Origin of the sequence: Terrimonas alba, from assembly GCF_042434975.1 — a bacterium.
Lineage (GTDB): Bacteria > Bacteroidota > Bacteroidia > Chitinophagales > Chitinophagaceae > Terrimonas_B > Terrimonas_B alba.
Genome location: NZ_JBHMQM010000002.1, coordinates 600,719 through 616,104, shown reverse-complemented (window position 1 = coordinate 616,104; position 15,386 = coordinate 600,719). Strand labels below are relative to the sequence as shown.

General features: G+C 41.6%; 13 protein-coding genes, 1 tRNA gene, 1 pseudogene and 1 riboswitch. Of the genes and pseudogenes, 6 read left to right on the top strand and 9 right to left on the bottom strand.

Annotation, left to right across the window (positions count from 1 at the left end; genetic code table 11):
* Nucleotides 1-13: 13 nt before the first annotated feature.
* Together ACFEL9_RS07475 and ACFEL9_RS07470 are read left to right on the top strand one after the other, a co-directional pair.
* Nucleotides 14-235, top strand: a complete 222-nt coding sequence (locus ACFEL9_RS07475; RefSeq protein WP_385887844.1) for a hypothetical protein — start codon at nucleotides 14-16, stop codon at nucleotides 233-235.
* A 115-nt stretch (nucleotides 236-350) separates the two neighbouring features.
* Nucleotides 351-458 (top strand): type II toxin-antitoxin system RelE family toxin, encoded by a 108-nt coding sequence (locus tag ACFEL9_RS07470; protein WP_385887841.1) that lies wholly within the window; start codon nucleotides 351-353, stop codon nucleotides 456-458.
* Between the two features lie 2 nt (nucleotides 459-460).
* Here ACFEL9_RS07470 and ACFEL9_RS07465 read toward each other — a convergent pair whose 3' ends face one another.
* On the bottom strand, nucleotides 461-844 hold the full coding sequence (locus tag ACFEL9_RS07465; protein WP_385887838.1) for an SET domain-containing protein: 384 nt from the start codon (nucleotides 842-844) through the stop codon (nucleotides 461-463).
* Between the two features lie 108 nt (nucleotides 845-952).
* On the opposite strand from ACFEL9_RS07465, the gene mgtE reads away from it, so the two are divergent.
* The 3 genes from mgtE to ACFEL9_RS07450 all read left to right on the top strand — a co-directional run bounded on the left by mgtE (nucleotide 953) and on the right by ACFEL9_RS07450 (nucleotide 6,540).
* Nucleotides 953-2,344, top strand: a complete 1,392-nt coding sequence (gene mgtE, locus ACFEL9_RS07460; RefSeq protein ID WP_385887836.1) for a magnesium transporter — start codon at nucleotides 953-955, stop codon at nucleotides 2,342-2,344.
* 103 nt (nucleotides 2,345-2,447) lie between these two features.
* A complete protein-coding gene (glmS, locus tag ACFEL9_RS07455) occupies nucleotides 2,448-4,286 on the top strand; it encodes a glutamine--fructose-6-phosphate transaminase (isomerizing) (protein WP_385887833.1) in 1,839 nt (612 codons plus the stop codon).
* Nucleotides 4,287-4,347: 61 nt separating this feature from the next.
* Entirely contained in the window at nucleotides 4,348-6,540 is a 2,193-nt protein-coding gene (locus ACFEL9_RS07450; protein WP_385887832.1) for a DUF4954 family protein, read from the top strand.
* Between the two features lie 2 nt (nucleotides 6,541-6,542).
* Here the strand turns inward: ACFEL9_RS07450 and der are convergent, their stop codons facing one another.
* The 5 genes and pseudogenes from der to ACFEL9_RS07425 form a co-directional block, all read right to left on the bottom strand.
* The gene (gene der, locus ACFEL9_RS07445) at nucleotides 6,543-7,859 is read right to left on the bottom strand and encodes a ribosome biogenesis GTPase Der (protein WP_385887829.1); all 1,317 of its coding nucleotides are present in this window, start codon (nucleotides 7,857-7,859) and stop codon (nucleotides 6,543-6,545) included.
* A 176-nt stretch (nucleotides 7,860-8,035) separates the two neighbouring features.
* On the bottom strand, nucleotides 8,036-8,902 hold the full coding sequence (gene era, locus ACFEL9_RS07440; RefSeq protein WP_385887827.1) for a GTPase Era: 867 nt from the start codon (nucleotides 8,900-8,902) through the stop codon (nucleotides 8,036-8,038).
* A gap of 197 nt (nucleotides 8,903-9,099) precedes the next feature.
* Nucleotides 9,100-9,258 (bottom strand): annotated as a pseudogene (locus ACFEL9_RS07435) (GIY-YIG nuclease family protein); the annotation flags it as partial.
* Between the two features lie 123 nt (nucleotides 9,259-9,381).
* Nucleotides 9,382-9,453 (bottom strand) — tRNA-Met (locus ACFEL9_RS07430).
* A 98-nt stretch (nucleotides 9,454-9,551) separates the two neighbouring features.
* Nucleotides 9,552-10,265, bottom strand: a complete 714-nt coding sequence (locus ACFEL9_RS07425; protein WP_385887825.1) for a head GIN domain-containing protein — start codon at nucleotides 10,263-10,265, stop codon at nucleotides 9,552-9,554.
* 119 nt (nucleotides 10,266-10,384) lie between these two features.
* Nucleotides 10,385-10,511, top strand: a riboswitch (TPP riboswitch).
* Between the two features lie 53 nt (nucleotides 10,512-10,564).
* On the opposite strand from ACFEL9_RS07425, the gene ACFEL9_RS07420 reads away from it, so the two are divergent.
* Nucleotides 10,565-12,772: a TonB-dependent receptor gene (locus ACFEL9_RS07420; protein WP_385887822.1), complete on the top strand. Its 2,208-nt coding sequence runs from the start codon at nucleotides 10,565-10,567 to the stop codon at nucleotides 12,770-12,772.
* A gap of 140 nt (nucleotides 12,773-12,912) precedes the next feature.
* Here the strand turns inward: ACFEL9_RS07420 and ACFEL9_RS07415 are convergent, their stop codons facing one another.
* The 3 genes from ACFEL9_RS07415 to ACFEL9_RS07405 form a co-directional block, all read right to left on the bottom strand.
* Complete coding sequence (locus ACFEL9_RS07415; protein WP_385887819.1) at nucleotides 12,913-13,227, bottom strand: rhodanese-like domain-containing protein; 315 nt, start codon at nucleotides 13,225-13,227, stop codon at nucleotides 12,913-12,915.
* A 14-nt stretch (nucleotides 13,228-13,241) separates the two neighbouring features.
* A complete protein-coding gene (locus ACFEL9_RS07410; protein ID WP_385887816.1) occupies nucleotides 13,242-14,060 on the bottom strand; it encodes a PASTA domain-containing protein in 819 nt (272 codons plus the stop codon).
* A gap of 158 nt (nucleotides 14,061-14,218) precedes the next feature.
* On the bottom strand, nucleotides 14,219-15,208 hold the full coding sequence (locus ACFEL9_RS07405; RefSeq protein ID WP_385887813.1) for a D-alanine--D-alanine ligase: 990 nt from the start codon (nucleotides 15,206-15,208) through the stop codon (nucleotides 14,219-14,221).
* Between the last annotated feature and the right edge of the window lie 178 nt (nucleotides 15,209-15,386).

The window sequence follows — 15,386 nt, the reverse complement described above, 5'->3', positions numbered from 1 at the left end:
AAAGCCCCGTCACATGAAAGGCATTAGTTATATAACAGATGAAAAAGGTAATAAAACCGCTGTTATCATCAACCTGAAAAACTACCAGGAGGAAGTAGAAGAATTTCTGGACGGACTTGAAGCCCAATCACGATTAAACGAGCCTTCAGTTGATTTTGAAAAGTCTGTGAACAAAATTCTAAAGTCAAAATCCCGACGTGGCAAAGTATCGGCTAAAAATAAAAAGATCAGCTGAGAAAGAACTGGAAGCTTTGCCATCTCCAATAATTGTCAAAATTCAGGCAGAGGTGTTATTATTGGCAGACAATCCTTTTCCTGCCGGCTATAAATAGCTTAAAGGATTTAAAGCCATGTATCGTATCAGGATTGGCGACTATCGGGTGATCTATACGGTGGACCAACAAACTATTACGATTGAAATATTGAAAATCGGGCATCGAAAAGATGTAGATGATTAGCTTTACTTTGCATCAAACCAAAGCGGTTTGTTGTCATTCCACTCACCGTTATAGTTGATGAATAACTCTTCTCCTTCTTTTATATACCTGACCGTTTTGATGCTGATCAGGTCATTATCAAAATCCATCTCGTATTCACAATTGGATTTATAGGAGTGATTATACATCGGCACATAACCCAGGGCCATGCAGCACTGGCCACCTTTTCTTCCCCATTCAAAAATATAGTCATGCAACAGGGTTTTATCCAGCAATTTCCGGTCATCATTACTCATAACAATAACCGGGGACATTTCGATAACCGTGTCTGCTTCAATAGCGGATGACGTGTAAACACCGCGGCCCAGGTCGCCAGAAGGGGCAATAAAAAGAATAGGCAGGATCATGCAGCAAATAATGTTTAAAATAAAAGCCACGAAGTAAGTAAATATTCGTTAATGCAGAAACGGCAGTAGCATCGGGATTTCATAGTTTGTACTTCGTATTTTTGACTCATGTCATTAGAACTCGAACAACCTTCTTTGCAGGAACAATTTAAAGCCGTTATCCAAACGGAAGACAAATTGCAGATCCGTGATTTTTTGAATCACCAGAACATCAGTGATGTAGTGGACCTGGTGTATGAGTTCCCCGATTATGAAAGCCAGATCATTGCCAACATGTCGGTGCACCGGGCTGCCAGTGTTTTCAAGATACTCGAGTTTCCTACACAAAAAAGAATTATCCAAACTCTCCCACCCAATACCGTCGCTTCCCTATTGAATGAATTACCGGCTGATGACCGTACCGATTTTCTCGAAGGATTGCCGAGTAATGTTGTTAGGGAATTGATCAAATTGTTGGATCCTGAAGAACGAAAGATCACTTTATCATTGCTTGGCTATCCTGAAAATAGTATTGGCCGTTTGATGACGCCGGACTATGTGTATGTGTATCCCTATAACACCATTGAAGAAGTTTTTGCCACGATCCGCAAATATGGCAAGACCAGCGAAACCATCAATGTGATCTATGTAATCAATGAAAAAGGAGAGCTACTGGACGATTTGCGGATACATGAATTTATTTTGAATGCACCCGACAAAAAAGTTTCTGAGCTGATGGATGACAGGGTGGTTTCCTTGAACGCATTTGACGACCAGGAAACGGCCAGCGAAGTATTTAAAATGAATAACAGGGTGGCTTTACCCGTTGTCAGTAACAGTAATAAATTATTAGGTATTGTTACCATCGATGACATACTGTGGGTGGCCAGTGAAGAATTTAGCGAAGACATGCAAAAGATGGGTGGTACGGAAGCATTGAATGAGCCTTATTTGGAAATGCCAATTCTCCGCCTTTTCAAAAAAAGAATTGTCTGGCTGGTAATATTGTTTTTAGGCGAAATGTTAACCGCAACGGCGATGGCTTATTTTGAAGATGAGATAGCCAAGGCAGTAGTGCTTGCTTTATTTGTACCATTGATTATTTCCAGCGGTGGCAACAGTGGTTCACAAGCCTCCACACTCATCATACAAGCCATGGCAGTAGGTGAAATAACCGTTTCGGATTGGTGGCGGGTAATGCGGCGTGAAATTTTTTCAGGACTCCTTCTGGGGTCCGTACTCGGCATCATTGGATTTTTTCGTATTGCTGTGTGGCATTCCATATTTCCTGATTTGTATGGAGCGCATTGGGTGGCATTGGGATTGACTGTTGGTATAACATTGTTGGGAGTCGTGCTATGGGGTACCCTGGCCGGAAGTATGCTCCCCATGATGCTAAAACGTTTAGGCGCCGATCCTGCCGTTAGTTCAGCTCCGTTTGTCGCCACGCTTGTTGATGTCACCGGTTTAATTATTTATTTCTCGGTTGCCTTCATGCTGCTGAGCGGCACACTATTATAAATGCCTTTAATGCATATCTGCGACAATCTGCGGCAGCGCTCAATCGTTTGCACAACCTAAACAATTCTATATCTTTACCGCATATAAAAAACCTAAATAATCTATGTGCGGAATCGTTGGATATACCGGCCCAAGAGAAGCCTACCCTATTATTATTAAAGGATTAAAAAGATTAGAATACCGCGGCTATGACAGCACCGGAGTCGCTTTACAAAATGGCGAAGGATTAAATGTGTATAAGAAGAAAGGTAAAGTAGCCGAACTGGAAGAATCGATCGTTGGGAAAAAATTACATGCCCATGCAGGAATCGGTCATACCCGTTGGGCAACCCATGGCGAACCAAGCGATCGCAATGCCCACCCGCACCAGTCAGCCAGTGGTAAATTAGCGATGATCCACAATGGCATTATCGAAAATTACGCCCCGCTCAAAAATGAATTACAAAACAAAGGATATACATTTAAGAGTGATACAGATACCGAGGTTCTTTTAAACTTTATTGAAGAAATTAAGACAAACAATAATTGTTCGCTGGAAGAAGCTGTAAGGATTGCGCTTAAGAGAGTGGTAGGGGCCTATGTTATTCTGCTTATGGATGCAGACGATCCTGAGACGATCATTGCTGCCCGTAAAGGCAGCCCGCTTGTTATCGGCATTGGTAAGGGCGAACATTTCCTGGGTTCCGATGCATCACCCATGCTGGAATACACCAAGGAAGTGGTATATGTCAACGACTATGAATTAGCCATCATAAAACCGGATGAGCTGATCTTAAAAAACCTCGGTAATGAAAAGATCACTCCTTATGTTCAAAAACTTGATCTCGAACTGGCCGCAATTGAAAAAGGTGGCTTTGATCATTTCATGCTGAAGGAAATTTTTGAACAGCCGCAAACTATTTATGATTGTCTCCGTGGAAGATTAGATGCAGAAGCAGGTACCATCACCATGAGCGGCATCCAGCAATACGCTGAACAGATCATGAAAGCCAGGAGAATTGTGATGATAGCATGCGGTACCAGTTGGCATGCTGGCCTCGTAGCAGAATACATTTTTGAAGAGCTCTGCCGCATCAATGTGGAAGTTGAATATGCGTCTGAGTTTCGGTATCGCAATCCTGTAATCCACGAAGGCGATGTAATTATTGCCATTTCACAAAGTGGCGAAACAGCAGATACCCTGGTGGCGATAGAAACGGCCAAACAAAAAGGCGCAATCATTTTGGGCGTCGTAAACGTGGTAGGTTCGTCTATTGCCCGTATGTCGCATGGGGGAGCTTATACACATGCCGGTCCTGAAATTGGCGTAGCAAGTACCAAAGCATTTACAGGGCAGCTGGCTGTTCTTACCATGATTGCGTTGAAGATTGCTCACCTGAAAGGCACTATTTCACAGGAGCGTTACCTGCATTTATTAAATGAATTGAATGATGTACCGGAAAAAGTTGCTTATGTTTTAAAAAGCAGCGACCACATAAAAGCCCTCGCTGAAAAATATAAAGATGCGCGGGATTTTCTCTATCTCGGCCGGGGTTATAATTTTCCTGTGGCGCTGGAAGGCGCATTAAAACTAAAAGAAATTTCCTATATACATGCCGAAGGCTATCCGGCTGCTGAAATGAAACATGGGCCTATTGCCCTGGTTGATGAAACCTTGCCCGTGGTCTTTGTTGCTACCAAAGATTCTTACCATGAAAAAGTAGTTAGCAATATGCAGGAAATAAAAGCGAGGAAAGGAAAAGTTATTTCCGTCATCACCGAAGGGGATGCGCATTCTACCGAACTTTCCAATGACGTGATGATTGTTCCGGCAGCTGACGAAATATTGGCCCCTATGTTGAGCGTTATCCCACTTCAATTATTGGCATATTATATTGGAATTGCAAAGGGTCTTGATGTAGATAAGCCGCGTAATCTTGCCAAGTCTGTTACTGTAGAATAAGGTTGTTTTGCCAGGCACAGAGCTATGAAAATTTGATGGCTCTGCGCTTTAAAATTTTAACATGAATCAAATCACAAAAACTCTGCTATCGGGGTTGGGTTACAATTTCATTGACGAGCAATATATTCCTGAGGGAAAAGACGAATATTATCTTCGAAATATCCAAAATCCCAATCACTCACAATACCGCTCACTGACTGATATCGAGATAAATCAGTTAATCGCTAATGGCAATTGTTCAGACAATTGGAGCAATGTATTAGTAACAAACGGGTTTGACACTTCCCTTGTACGACAATGTAAGTTTTATGGCCTGGTGCGAATTGGCAGACTTGAATCTTATTACCTGGAATTTCATGATATCCGCTTACCTGTTGGGCTTTATAACAGTTCCATTATTAGTTGTGATCTTGGCGATAATGTAGTAATCAATAATGTAAACTATCTCAGCCATTACATCATCGGCAATGAGGTAATCATTGTGAATGTAAACGAGATCGAGGTTTCCAATCATGCTAAATTTGGAAACGGTATTATTAAAAAGGGTGAGAAAGAGTCGGTACGCATCTGGCTGGAACTCTGCAATGAAAATGCTGGCCGCCGTGTGATGCCCTTCGATGGTATGCAGGCAGGTGACGCCTGGCTGTGGACCCGTTATCGCAGCGACGAAACTTTAATGCAAAAATTCAAAGAATTTACAGAAAAGAAATTTGATGACCGCCGTGGTTACTATGGAATGATTGGCGATCGTTCGGTGATAAAGAACAGTCGCATTATTAAGGATACATTTATTGGCACCGATGCTTATATCAAAGGAGCGAATAAATTAAAAAACCTGACGATCAATTCTTCGGCTGAGTCACCCACGCAAATTGGCGAAGGATGCGAACTGGTAAATGGCATTATCGGGTTTGGCTGTAAAGCATTTTATGGTGCGAAAGCGGTTCGCTTTATCCTGGCTTCCCATTCCCAGCTAAAGTATGGCGCCAGGCTGATCAATTCATTTTTGGGCGACAACTCCACTATCTCTTGTTGCGAAGTGCTGAATTCATTGATCTTTCCTGCGCATGAGCAGCATCATAACAATTCCTTCTTATGTGCCTCTATACTAAAAGGTCAAACGAATATGGCCGCCGGCGCTACGATTGGCTCCAACCATAATTCCCGCGGTGCAGACGGTGAAATAATTGCCGGTCGTGGATTTTGGCCGGGCTTATGTGTAAGTTTAAAACACAACTCAAAGTTTGCATCGTTCACTTTGATTGCAAAAGGTGATTTTCCGGCAGAACTAAATATTCCTATCCCCTTTTCATTGGTGAGCAATGATGTAGCTAATGACAAATTGGTTATCATGCCCGGCTACTGGTTTATGTATAATATGTATGCCCTTGCCCGCAATAGCGGAAAATATGAAAGCCGGGATAAGCGTACATTCAAAAACCAATACCTTGAATATGATTTCCTGGCGCCGGATAGTGTAAATGAAATGTTCGATGCCCTGCAATTACTAAAGAAGGCCGTAGGAAAAGCAAAGGCGACAAAAAAAATAAGCGGGGAGCAGGCGGTTCAAAGCGGAGAAAAGTTGCTGGAGCAAAAAAAGAATCTCAGCAAGCTGGAGATACTGATCGATGGTGTTGAAAATACTTCCCGCAAGGTACAGTTGGTAAAGGTCACCGAAGCTTATCACCTGTTTAAAGAACTGATCATTTACTACGGAATTACGCAATTAGTAAATTGGATTGAAGCAGAAAACATCAATTCTTTTGATGATTTGGCTAATTCTATCGGGAAACCTGACCGTGCAACCTGGCTAAACATCGGCAGCCAATTGATTCCTGAACCTTCCGTCAATAAGTTACTCAAAGACATTCACGAAAGCAGGATTAATGATTGGGAGGAAGTGCATACTTTTTATAAACAAAGAAGTGCGCAATACCTGCAGGACAAAAGACAACATGCTATTGCGTCCTTATTTGAACTTCTTGAAATCAAGCCTTCTTCGCTTACCAAAAAAATATTTCTGCAATTGCTGCAACAAGCTGTTGCCACAAAAGAATGGATGGTCAACAACATTTATGAATCAAGAGCAAAAGATTATGCCAATCCATTTCGCCTGATGGTATACGAATCACAAAAGGAAATGGAAAAAGTAATCGGCTGCCTCAAGGACAATGCCTTTATCAAACAACAACAGGAAGAACTACTTGTATTTAAAAAGAAAGTAGCCGAAATCAGCAGGCAGTTTGGTAAATGACCTTATTTTTTTCTGAAAAATAAACGGATCGGCACGCCGGTAAAATCAAAATGCTGGCGGAGTTGATTCTCCAGGTAATTCTGATAAGGCGCTTTTATGTCGTCCGGAAAATTGCAGAAGAAGGCAAACGATGGCACCGCCGTTGGCAATTGCGTTACAAATTTTATTTTAATAGCATGACCCCGAACCACGGGTGCGTGATAGTTTTCCATTGCCTTTTGCATCACATTGTTTAATTCTGATGTAGGCACTTTGCGTTTGCGGTTTTCGTAGACTTCCAATGCCGTTTCAATGGCTTTGAAGATGCGTGTCTTTTCTTTGACAGAGATAAAAAGGATCGGCACATCTTTAAATGGCGCCAGTCTTTTCCTTAAAGTAGCCTCATATTCTTTGGCAGTATTCGTTTCTTTTGCTACCAGGTCCCATTTATTTACCAATACAACTATCCCTTTTCCCTTCCTGGCAGCCAGGGAAAATATATTCAGATCCTGCGCCGCTATTCCTTTTTCAGCATCCAACAAAAGCAGACATACGTCGGCCTCATCCAATGCTTTTATCGCCCGGATGACGGAGTAGAATTCAAGATCCTCATGCACTTTGGATTTTCTCCTGATACCCGCCGTATCAATCAGGACAAATTCTTTTTGATAAAGATTATAATGAGTATGTATCGTATCCCGGGTGGTTCCTGCTATCTCACTAACAATGGTCCGCTCCTGCCCTATCAACGCATTCAATAAGGAAGATTTACCGACATTCGGTTGACCGACGATCGCAAATTTGGGTAAAGCTGTTTCATCCTGTTCTTCATCTTCGTCGGGTGTAGCAGGAATTAACTCAGTGATCGCATCCAATAATTCACCACTACCACTACCACTGGCCGCCGCTATAAAAAATATTTGATCGAATCCAAGGCTGTAAAACTCCGATGCTTCCAGCAATCTTTCGTTATTATCAACCTTGTTCACTGTCAGGAAAACTGGCTTTTTACCCCTTCTTAAAACATGAGCCATTGAATCATCAAGGTCGGTCATGCCGGTGTGAGCATCGACCATAAAGATTATCGCATCCGCTTCATCCACCGCAATTAATACCTGCTTCGCAATCTCTTTTTCAAAAACATCCTCACTGCCAGCCACGAAGCCGCCGGTATCGATGACATTGAAATTTTTCCCATTCCAATCAGCCACGCCATATTGCCTGTCGCGGGTCACGCCGCTCATGTCGTCCACAATCGCTTTACGCTCTTCCAGCAGGCGATTAAAAAATGTACTCTTTCCAACGTTTGGACGACCTACTATTGCTACTGTAAAACTCATACCCTAAATCCGCCGCGGCGGACTATTTAGACTCAGAAATTTGAATATTCACTTCTTATATGAAATTCAATTTTCACAAGCTGTTAAAAAAATATTCTATTACTATTGTGATTTCTTTCCAAAAATAAAAACTCTTCGACCTAGGTCTCTCCGCCGCGGCGGAGGACAGGGGGTTTCTAATAACCGTATTCCTTCAACTGCAAATCATTTTCCCGCCATTTCGGTTTTACTTTTACAAAGAGTTCCAAAAAAACTTTTTGTTGCAAAAACTCTTCGATATCCTTTCTGGCCATCATGCCCAACTTCTTGATCATGCTGCCTTTCTCTCCGATCAATATTGCCTTTTGCGTTTCCCGGTGAACAATGATGTCGGCCACTATTTTTACCAGTGTTGTTTTTTCTTTGAACTCTCTCACCAGTACAGCGGTGTGATAGGGGATTTCATCCGCTGCCAATTCGTAGATTTTTTCCCGTATCAGTTCGCTTACAAAAAACTTGGTTGGCAAGTCGCTGATATCATCTTCTGTATAAAACGGATCGCCTTCCGGCAGTAATTCCAATATCGGTCTTAAAAAATTCTTCAGGTTAATACCGCTGGTAGCTGAAATGGTGATTGTCTTCCGGCAATATTTTTTGCTTTCAAAAAAAGCAATAGCTTCTTTTATCTTTTCCTGGCTTGCTCTGTCGATCTTATTGATGACAACTATTGCCGGTACTTTCAACTTCAGTGCTTCAAATATTGTATTGCACTCTTCCCAATTTTCATTCACATCTACAATCAACAAAGCCACATCCGCATCTTCTAATGCTCCTTTTACGGATTGCATCATTTTTTCATGCAACTTGTATTTCGGTTCAATGATACCCGGCGTATCTGAAAAAATAACCTGGTAATCTTTTTCGGTCATGATCGCCTTTATCCTGTGCCGGGTGGTTTGTACTTTCGGTGAAACAATAGCCAGCTTCTCTCCCATCAGCGCATTTAACAATGTGCTTTTACCCGCATTGGGTCTGCCAAATATGTTTACAAAACCGACTTTCATGATAAACTTGTCCAGTTGATTCCCGGCAAGCCGATGCTTCAAATTGCAAGAAGGAGGAGGTAGTCAATCCTTGCCAGTTGAAACAGCAACTGTTAGGAAAAATTAAATAAGCCATCCGCCGTGGCGGATGGCTTATTATCAGTTGCGAAGGGGAGGATCGAACTCCCGTCCGCCAGCTGGCGGATATGAGCCCAGAACTACTTATCAGTTATCATTTGCCAAATCCATTCTCTGACTCTGGCTGATTTAAGTTCCTTTTCTCGACGCATCGCTTGTGCTTTGCTTTCAAATATCTCTGTATGAACTATTTTCCAAGGTCTTAATTTTATTGTCCAACCCTTTGTCGCAAGTTCGTTATGCGAGTTAAATCATTCGATAAGATTCAATGTATATCCGATACAGATCTTTTTATATCGCTGACTGTATAAGACATATCCCGTGAACATAAGAAAAAATCCGCCACCCGGCGGATTTCCCTGTTGCGAAGGGGAGGATCGAACTCCCGACCTTTGGGTTATGAGCCCAACGAGCTACCGCTGCTCTACTTCGCGGTGCAAATGTAAGGTCATAGAACTTAGCAGCCAAACAAAAATCAAAAAGCTGTTGTGTTTATTTTCACAACAGCTTTTTCTACAAATAATTTCATTGATTATGATCTTCTTGAAATGCTGCTGGCACCGCTTGTTTTGATGTCGCGGATCAGGCCGGCACCTTTATACTTCACGTCGCTGGCACCACTGGCCTCGGCCGATAACTCTTTATTAACAGTAATTTTAATATCACTTGCACCGCTGGCCTTTGCATTACAATAGTCAACTGCCAGGTCAAATCCCTTAAAGTCACTGGCGCCGCTGGCTTCAATATTTAATTGACCAACATCGCCTGTCAGCGTAAGATCGGAAGCGCCGCTCAGGTCAATCATCAGTTTTTGTGCGGTGATTTTACCCTTTAAATTGCTGGCGCCAGACATATCCAGTTTTAAATTCTCAGCTTTCCAGGCATCCACAATGTAAACGTCGCAGGCGCCACTAACATTTAGTTTATCAAGCTGCTTGAATGATATATAAGCCTTTAGTTTTTTGTTGCCCGAATTCCACTTGCCCTTATTATCATAACGAATGATAAGTACGCCTCCTTTTACTTCCACTTTTATATTTTCCCGGTATTTGCTTTCAGAAGCACTTACGGCCACTGATTCTTCATTAGACTGGGTGAGGTATACATCAAAAGCACTGGATAATTCAATCGCTCTGAAATTTTTAGCCTCCCGCATCTCTGCATTGGGATCATTAATAGTTTTTTGCGACCAGCCGGCAACAGCAAAAGCAGTGACAAGCAAAAGTGACAATATAGTTTTTTTCATAAACCTGTTGATTTTGAGTAGTACGAAGGATGCAGTATGAAAGTTACAGCGGTACAATTTTATTTTATTCTTACTTTTGCCGCAGCTCTTATACTTTCAATACGAAAGCTTTAAAGTTTTCAGTGTTCCCGGGGTGTTTGTGCCAACCTGATGAAAGGGCCCTTCGACAAGTTGGCGACAATCTGAGATTATACCCGTAAACCTGATCAGGGTAATGCCTGCGCAGGGAAGGATGGCAGCCTACTGCCCTTTCTCCTACAGCATTTCCCTCTCATTTTTAACCGTTTAAACTTAAAAAAATGAAGAGGATTGCAATCACAAGCTGTATTTTATTTTCAGCCTCTGTTTTATTTGCACAACAAGTCCCGGCAAATCGGGAAGAAGTTCCAACAGAACAAAAACAAGCAACCAGCGACAGTTTTTATTTACTTACGCCAATCGAAGTAAAAGCTATCCGGGCCGGCGAAAAAGCACCGTTTACCAAAACCAATTTGTCGAAAAAAGAAATTCAGAAAAACAATCTTGGCCAGGACATCCCCTTTATCCTGAACCAAACTCCGTCAGTGGTCGTTAATTCCGATGCAGGTGCTGGGATTGGTTACACCGGCATGCGGATCCGCGGAACCGACGGTACCCGCATCAATGTCACATTGAATGGCATTCCATATAATGATGCAGAATCACAAGGAAGTTATTTTGTTGATTTGCCCGATTTTGTCTCATCTGTGAGTTCCATCCAAATTCAACGGGGTGTAGGTACATCATCAAACGGTATGGGAGCATTCGGTGCAACCGTCAGTTTATCTACCAATGAGGTCAACCTGAAATCGTACGCTGAACTGAACAACAGCTATGGCTCCTTTAATTCCTGGAAGAATACCGTTAAAGCCGGAACAGGTTTAATTGACAATCATTTTACGATTGATGCCAGGCTGAGCCAGATAACCAGCGATGGGTATATCGATAGGGCCAGCAGCAATTTGCAGGCGTTTTATTTATCCGGCGCATATATGACTAAAAAATCGTCGCTTAGATTGAATGTTTTCTCCGGAAAAGAAAAAACCTACCAGGCCTGGAATGGTCTTCCCGAATATTTATTGAAAACGGACCGCACTTTGAATTCGAGTGGCACTGAGAAACCCGGTGTTCCTTACGATAATGAAACCGATAATTACAGGCAAACACATTACCAGTTATTTTTTAATCATGCTGTTAATGACCGCTGGAATTTTAATACCGCAGTTTTCCTGTCGAGAGGGTTAGGCTATTATGAAAATTATAAAGCACAGGAAAGTTTTGCTGATTATGGTCAGCCTGACCTCGTTTTGGGTGATACTACTATTGAAAAAACTGACCTGGTCCGTCAGAAATGGCTCGATAACTATTACTATGGCCAAATAATTTCTGCTCAATATAAAAAGGATAAACATGCTGTAACAATTGGTGGTGGTTGGACTGTCTATGATGGCATACATCATGGAGACGTTATTTGGGCACAGTTTGGATTTGATAAGGGTTTCCGTTATTATGATCTCGATGCATTAAAATCGGACATAAATTTTTATACCAAATGGCAATACGAGTTTATGCCGTACTGGAACTTGTTTGCAGATTTGCAATACCGGCATGTGCAGCATAAGATGAATGGCTTTGCAAATAATCCCGGTCTTTTTATTAATCGCCAGTTTGACTTTATCAATCCTAAAGCAGGCATTCAATACAGTAAGAATGGCTGGCAGTCTTACTTAAGTTATGCGGTAGCTAATAAAGAGCCTAACCGTGATGATTTTGAAGCAGGTACTACCAACCAACCCAAAAAAGAAACACTGCATGATTTTGAAGCAGGCATTGAAAAAAGAAGCACCAAAGCTTATGCCGGTGCTACTCTTTATTATATGTTGTACAAAGATCAGTTGGTGTTAACAGGAATGATCAATGACGTAGGAGCCTATACAAGGATCAATGTTCCCAACAGTTATCGCACGGGAATTGAATTACAAGGCGGATACACGTTTGCAAAATGGCTCAATGCGGCCGCTAATCTTAGCCTTAGTCAAAACAAAATAAAAGCGTTTACAGAATACTTGGATGAATATGATGTAGACTGGAATCCGATCGGGCAAAAGCCCATAGCACACAAAAAGACGGACATCGCCTTTTCGCCTGCTATAATCGCCGGAGGCACTATCAATATTTTACCTGTAAAAAATTTCGAGATCAGCTTGCTGAATAAATATGTAGGCAAACAATATCTTGACAATACCGAAAATGAAGCGAGAAAATTAAATGGCTTTTATACCATGGATGCGCGGGCAATATTGACTTTAAAAAACAAGATTTTTTCGGAGTGGAATATTATCGGCCAGGTAAGTAATGTTTTTGACAAAAAATATGAGCCCAACGGTTATACATATAGCTACGTCCTCGACGGGGCCATCACAGCGGACAATTATTATTTTCCAATGGCCGGAACGAATTTCATGATCGGGTTGAATATAAAACTATAGAACAGAACCACGATTCGCATGATTAAAATGATTTGAGGTGAAATGGCAACACTCTATTAAAAATCAAAGCCGCTTCAAAGTTTGAAGCGGCTTTGATTTCCGTATAATTTTTTTCAAATCCAAAGAATCGTGGCTCTTTATTAATCGTGGTTCTTTATCTTCTCCTGCCAGGCCAGCATTCCGCCAACGAGGTTCTTGGTGTTTTTAAAACCCAACGTGTCTAAAATAAGACAAGCTTGTCCGCTCCGGTTCCCACTACGGCAATACACGATCACTTCCTGGTCCTTTAAAGGTTCTAATTCATCCACCATCATCGTTTGCACTTTCCCCAGGGGATATAAAATGCCCCCGATATTAAATTCTGCATTTTCATGTGGCTCACGAACATCAACAATGTTCAATTTTTCGCCGGCATCCAGGCGGCTTTTCAATTCTTCAACGGTTATATTTTGCATGGCGCAAAGTTAGTTTATTCAGGTAATTCTTCCTCTTCCAATGGAGCAGCAACACTGTCAGTGACAGGTTTGTCCTTTTGCAACCAGATATCCATTAATTGGCCGGAACGGATATACCTGAAACGTTTACCAGCATCATACCGCTCCGGACTTTGTTTATAAATATAAGCATTAACAGTGTCGTCGATGTCCGGGGCAATGACAACACCTAAGTTCAGGCCATGTGACTCCAGTAAGGACTTGGCTTGCCCATAGGTCATGCCTATCAAAGTTGGTACAACAAATTGACGCTCCCCTACTCCATTGCCCAGCACCAGCGAAATTTTGCTGCCCATCCGGATTTTGGTACCCGGTGTAATAACCGATCCGTTATAATGCTGTTCCAAAACGGCATTTTTTGCAAAATCTGCTTTGAAAGATGTATCTCCCACCCTGAGATTAGAATTCTTCAACGCCATTTCAGCACTGCGGTAACTATAGCCAACAAGGTTCGGCATATCTACCATTGGCGGAACAGAACGGTTTATAGTCAGGTATACCGTTCGGTTCACTTTCACATTTTCATCCGCTTCAGGTACTTGTTTCAACACATGCATGGGTTTAGAAGTATCAACGTAAAGGGAATCTTGTATTTCCACTTCAAATCCACCTTGTTCCAATAATTCCCTGGCTGCCTCGAATGATTTGCCAACAACGGAAGGAACAGTCTTTGACTGGTCATGATGTGTAAACCAATTGAGCGAAAAAATAAAAATGAAAAAAAGAATAACAGCAATAAGAATCCCGGCAAGGATATTAGCCCATAATGGCTTGTGTGTAATGAATTTGAACATGCAGATAAATTTCTCTTGTAAATTTTATTATTGATATTGTCAAGAGTAACCTTTGATTAAATTTTTCAACCCTTCTTTGCGTAATTCCAGGACGAAAAGTTTTAATGTCGGTTTGTAATGGGAAATCATTTGCTCTCCTATCGGTCTAAATTTCAAAATTAACCTTCAAACGCTTCTTCCACCAACTTAGTATAAAACTCCTTCAGACTCCATCCCATTGCTTTTACCTGTTGCGGCACTATGCTCGCTTCGCTTTGACCGGGAATGGTATTAATCTCCAGCATATAGGGCTGTCCGCTTTCTTCATTGTAAATAAAATCAATTCTGACTACTCCCCGGCAATTAAATACCGAATATATCTTTTTTGCCGCATCCCTTATTTTATCTGCAATTGCTTCATCCACCTGCGCCGGTGTTGTTTCCGTTGACTTACCCTGGTATTTAGCCTCGAAATCAAAAAAAGCTTTATCATCATGCGCCTTTACTTCTGTAATGGGTAATACAACAATATTGCCTTTTGTTTTAAAAACACCGACCGTAAACTCGCGGCCTTTAATCATTTCTTCCACCAGCACCTGGTCGTCTTCTTTAAACGCTTTTTCAATCGCCCCATCAAGATCTTCCTTCTTATCCACCTTGCTCATGCCAATGCTTGAACCACCATTATTGGGTTTAACAAACACAGGCAATTTTAATTGATCAGCTATCTGTAAGGAAGAAACTGGCAGGTGTTTAAATAAATGAACGGAATTAGCTACAGCCACCCCGGCCATTTTTGCAATGGCTACCGTGTATCGCTTATTAAAAGTGATAGCAGAAGTTGCAGCGTTGCAACTGGTGTAGGGAATTTTAAGTGTATCAAAATAGCCCTGCAATTTTCCATCCTCACCAGGTGTTCCATGCATGCCAATAAACACCGCATCAAAATCAATCTTTTTATTATCCAACTGCAGTGAGAAATCATTTTTATCAACTTCCACTTTCCTGCCATCAGTCATTTCATAAAACCAACCATTTGGATTGACATCAATTTTGTACACATTGAAGATTTCGGGGTCGAGATTGTTACCAATCGTAGTGGCACTTTTATAGGAAATAACTGCTTCGCCTGAGAAACCGCCCGTTACGAGGGCTATATTCTTCTTCATAATAATATAGGACTGCTTTTTTGAAGCACAAATATTGAGGAAAAATTGCTTAGCAGGAAATTTAGATCGCTAAAATTGATTTATTTCTCAAAATGTAAACTGGTGAGTGGTTAATCGTGCGTTGTGAGGCGATGAAATACTTATACTTATAACGAAGTGGACTGTGATATTTTTTTCC

Bases quoted from the DNA above. Each gene is read 5' to 3' on its own strand.
- ACFEL9_RS07475 (WP_385887844.1), top strand. From the start codon at position 14: ATGAAAGGCATTAGTTATATAACAGATGAAAAAGGTAATAAAACCGCT.
- ACFEL9_RS07470 (WP_385887841.1), top strand. From the start codon at position 351: ATGTATCGTATCAGGATTGGCGACTATCGGGTGATCTATACGGTGGAC.
- ACFEL9_RS07465 (WP_385887838.1), bottom strand. From the start codon at position 844: ATGATCCTGCCTATTCTTTTTATTGCCCCTTCTGGCGACCTGGGCCGC.
- mgtE (WP_385887836.1), top strand. From the start codon at position 953: ATGTCATTAGAACTCGAACAACCTTCTTTGCAGGAACAATTTAAAGCC.
- glmS (WP_385887833.1), top strand. From the start codon at position 2,448: ATGTGCGGAATCGTTGGATATACCGGCCCAAGAGAAGCCTACCCTATT.
- ACFEL9_RS07450 (WP_385887832.1), top strand. From the start codon at position 4,348: ATGAATCAAATCACAAAAACTCTGCTATCGGGGTTGGGTTACAATTTC.
- der (WP_385887829.1), bottom strand. From the start codon at position 7,859: ATGAGTTTTACAGTAGCAATAGTAGGTCGTCCAAACGTTGGAAAGAGT.
- era (WP_385887827.1), bottom strand. From the start codon at position 8,902: ATGAAAGTCGGTTTTGTAAACATATTTGGCAGACCCAATGCGGGTAAA.
- ACFEL9_RS07425 (WP_385887825.1), bottom strand. From the start codon at position 10,265: ATGAAAAAAACTATATTGTCACTTTTGCTTGTCACTGCTTTTGCTGTT.
- ACFEL9_RS07420 (WP_385887822.1), top strand. From the start codon at position 10,565: ATGAAGAGGATTGCAATCACAAGCTGTATTTTATTTTCAGCCTCTGTT.
- ACFEL9_RS07415 (WP_385887819.1), bottom strand. From the start codon at position 13,227: ATGCAAAATATAACCGTTGAAGAATTGAAAAGCCGCCTGGATGCCGGC.
- ACFEL9_RS07410 (WP_385887816.1), bottom strand. From the start codon at position 14,060: ATGTTCAAATTCATTACACACAAGCCATTATGGGCTAATATCCTTGCC.
- ACFEL9_RS07405 (WP_385887813.1), bottom strand. From the start codon at position 15,208: ATGAAGAAGAATATAGCCCTCGTAACGGGCGGTTTCTCAGGCGAAGCA.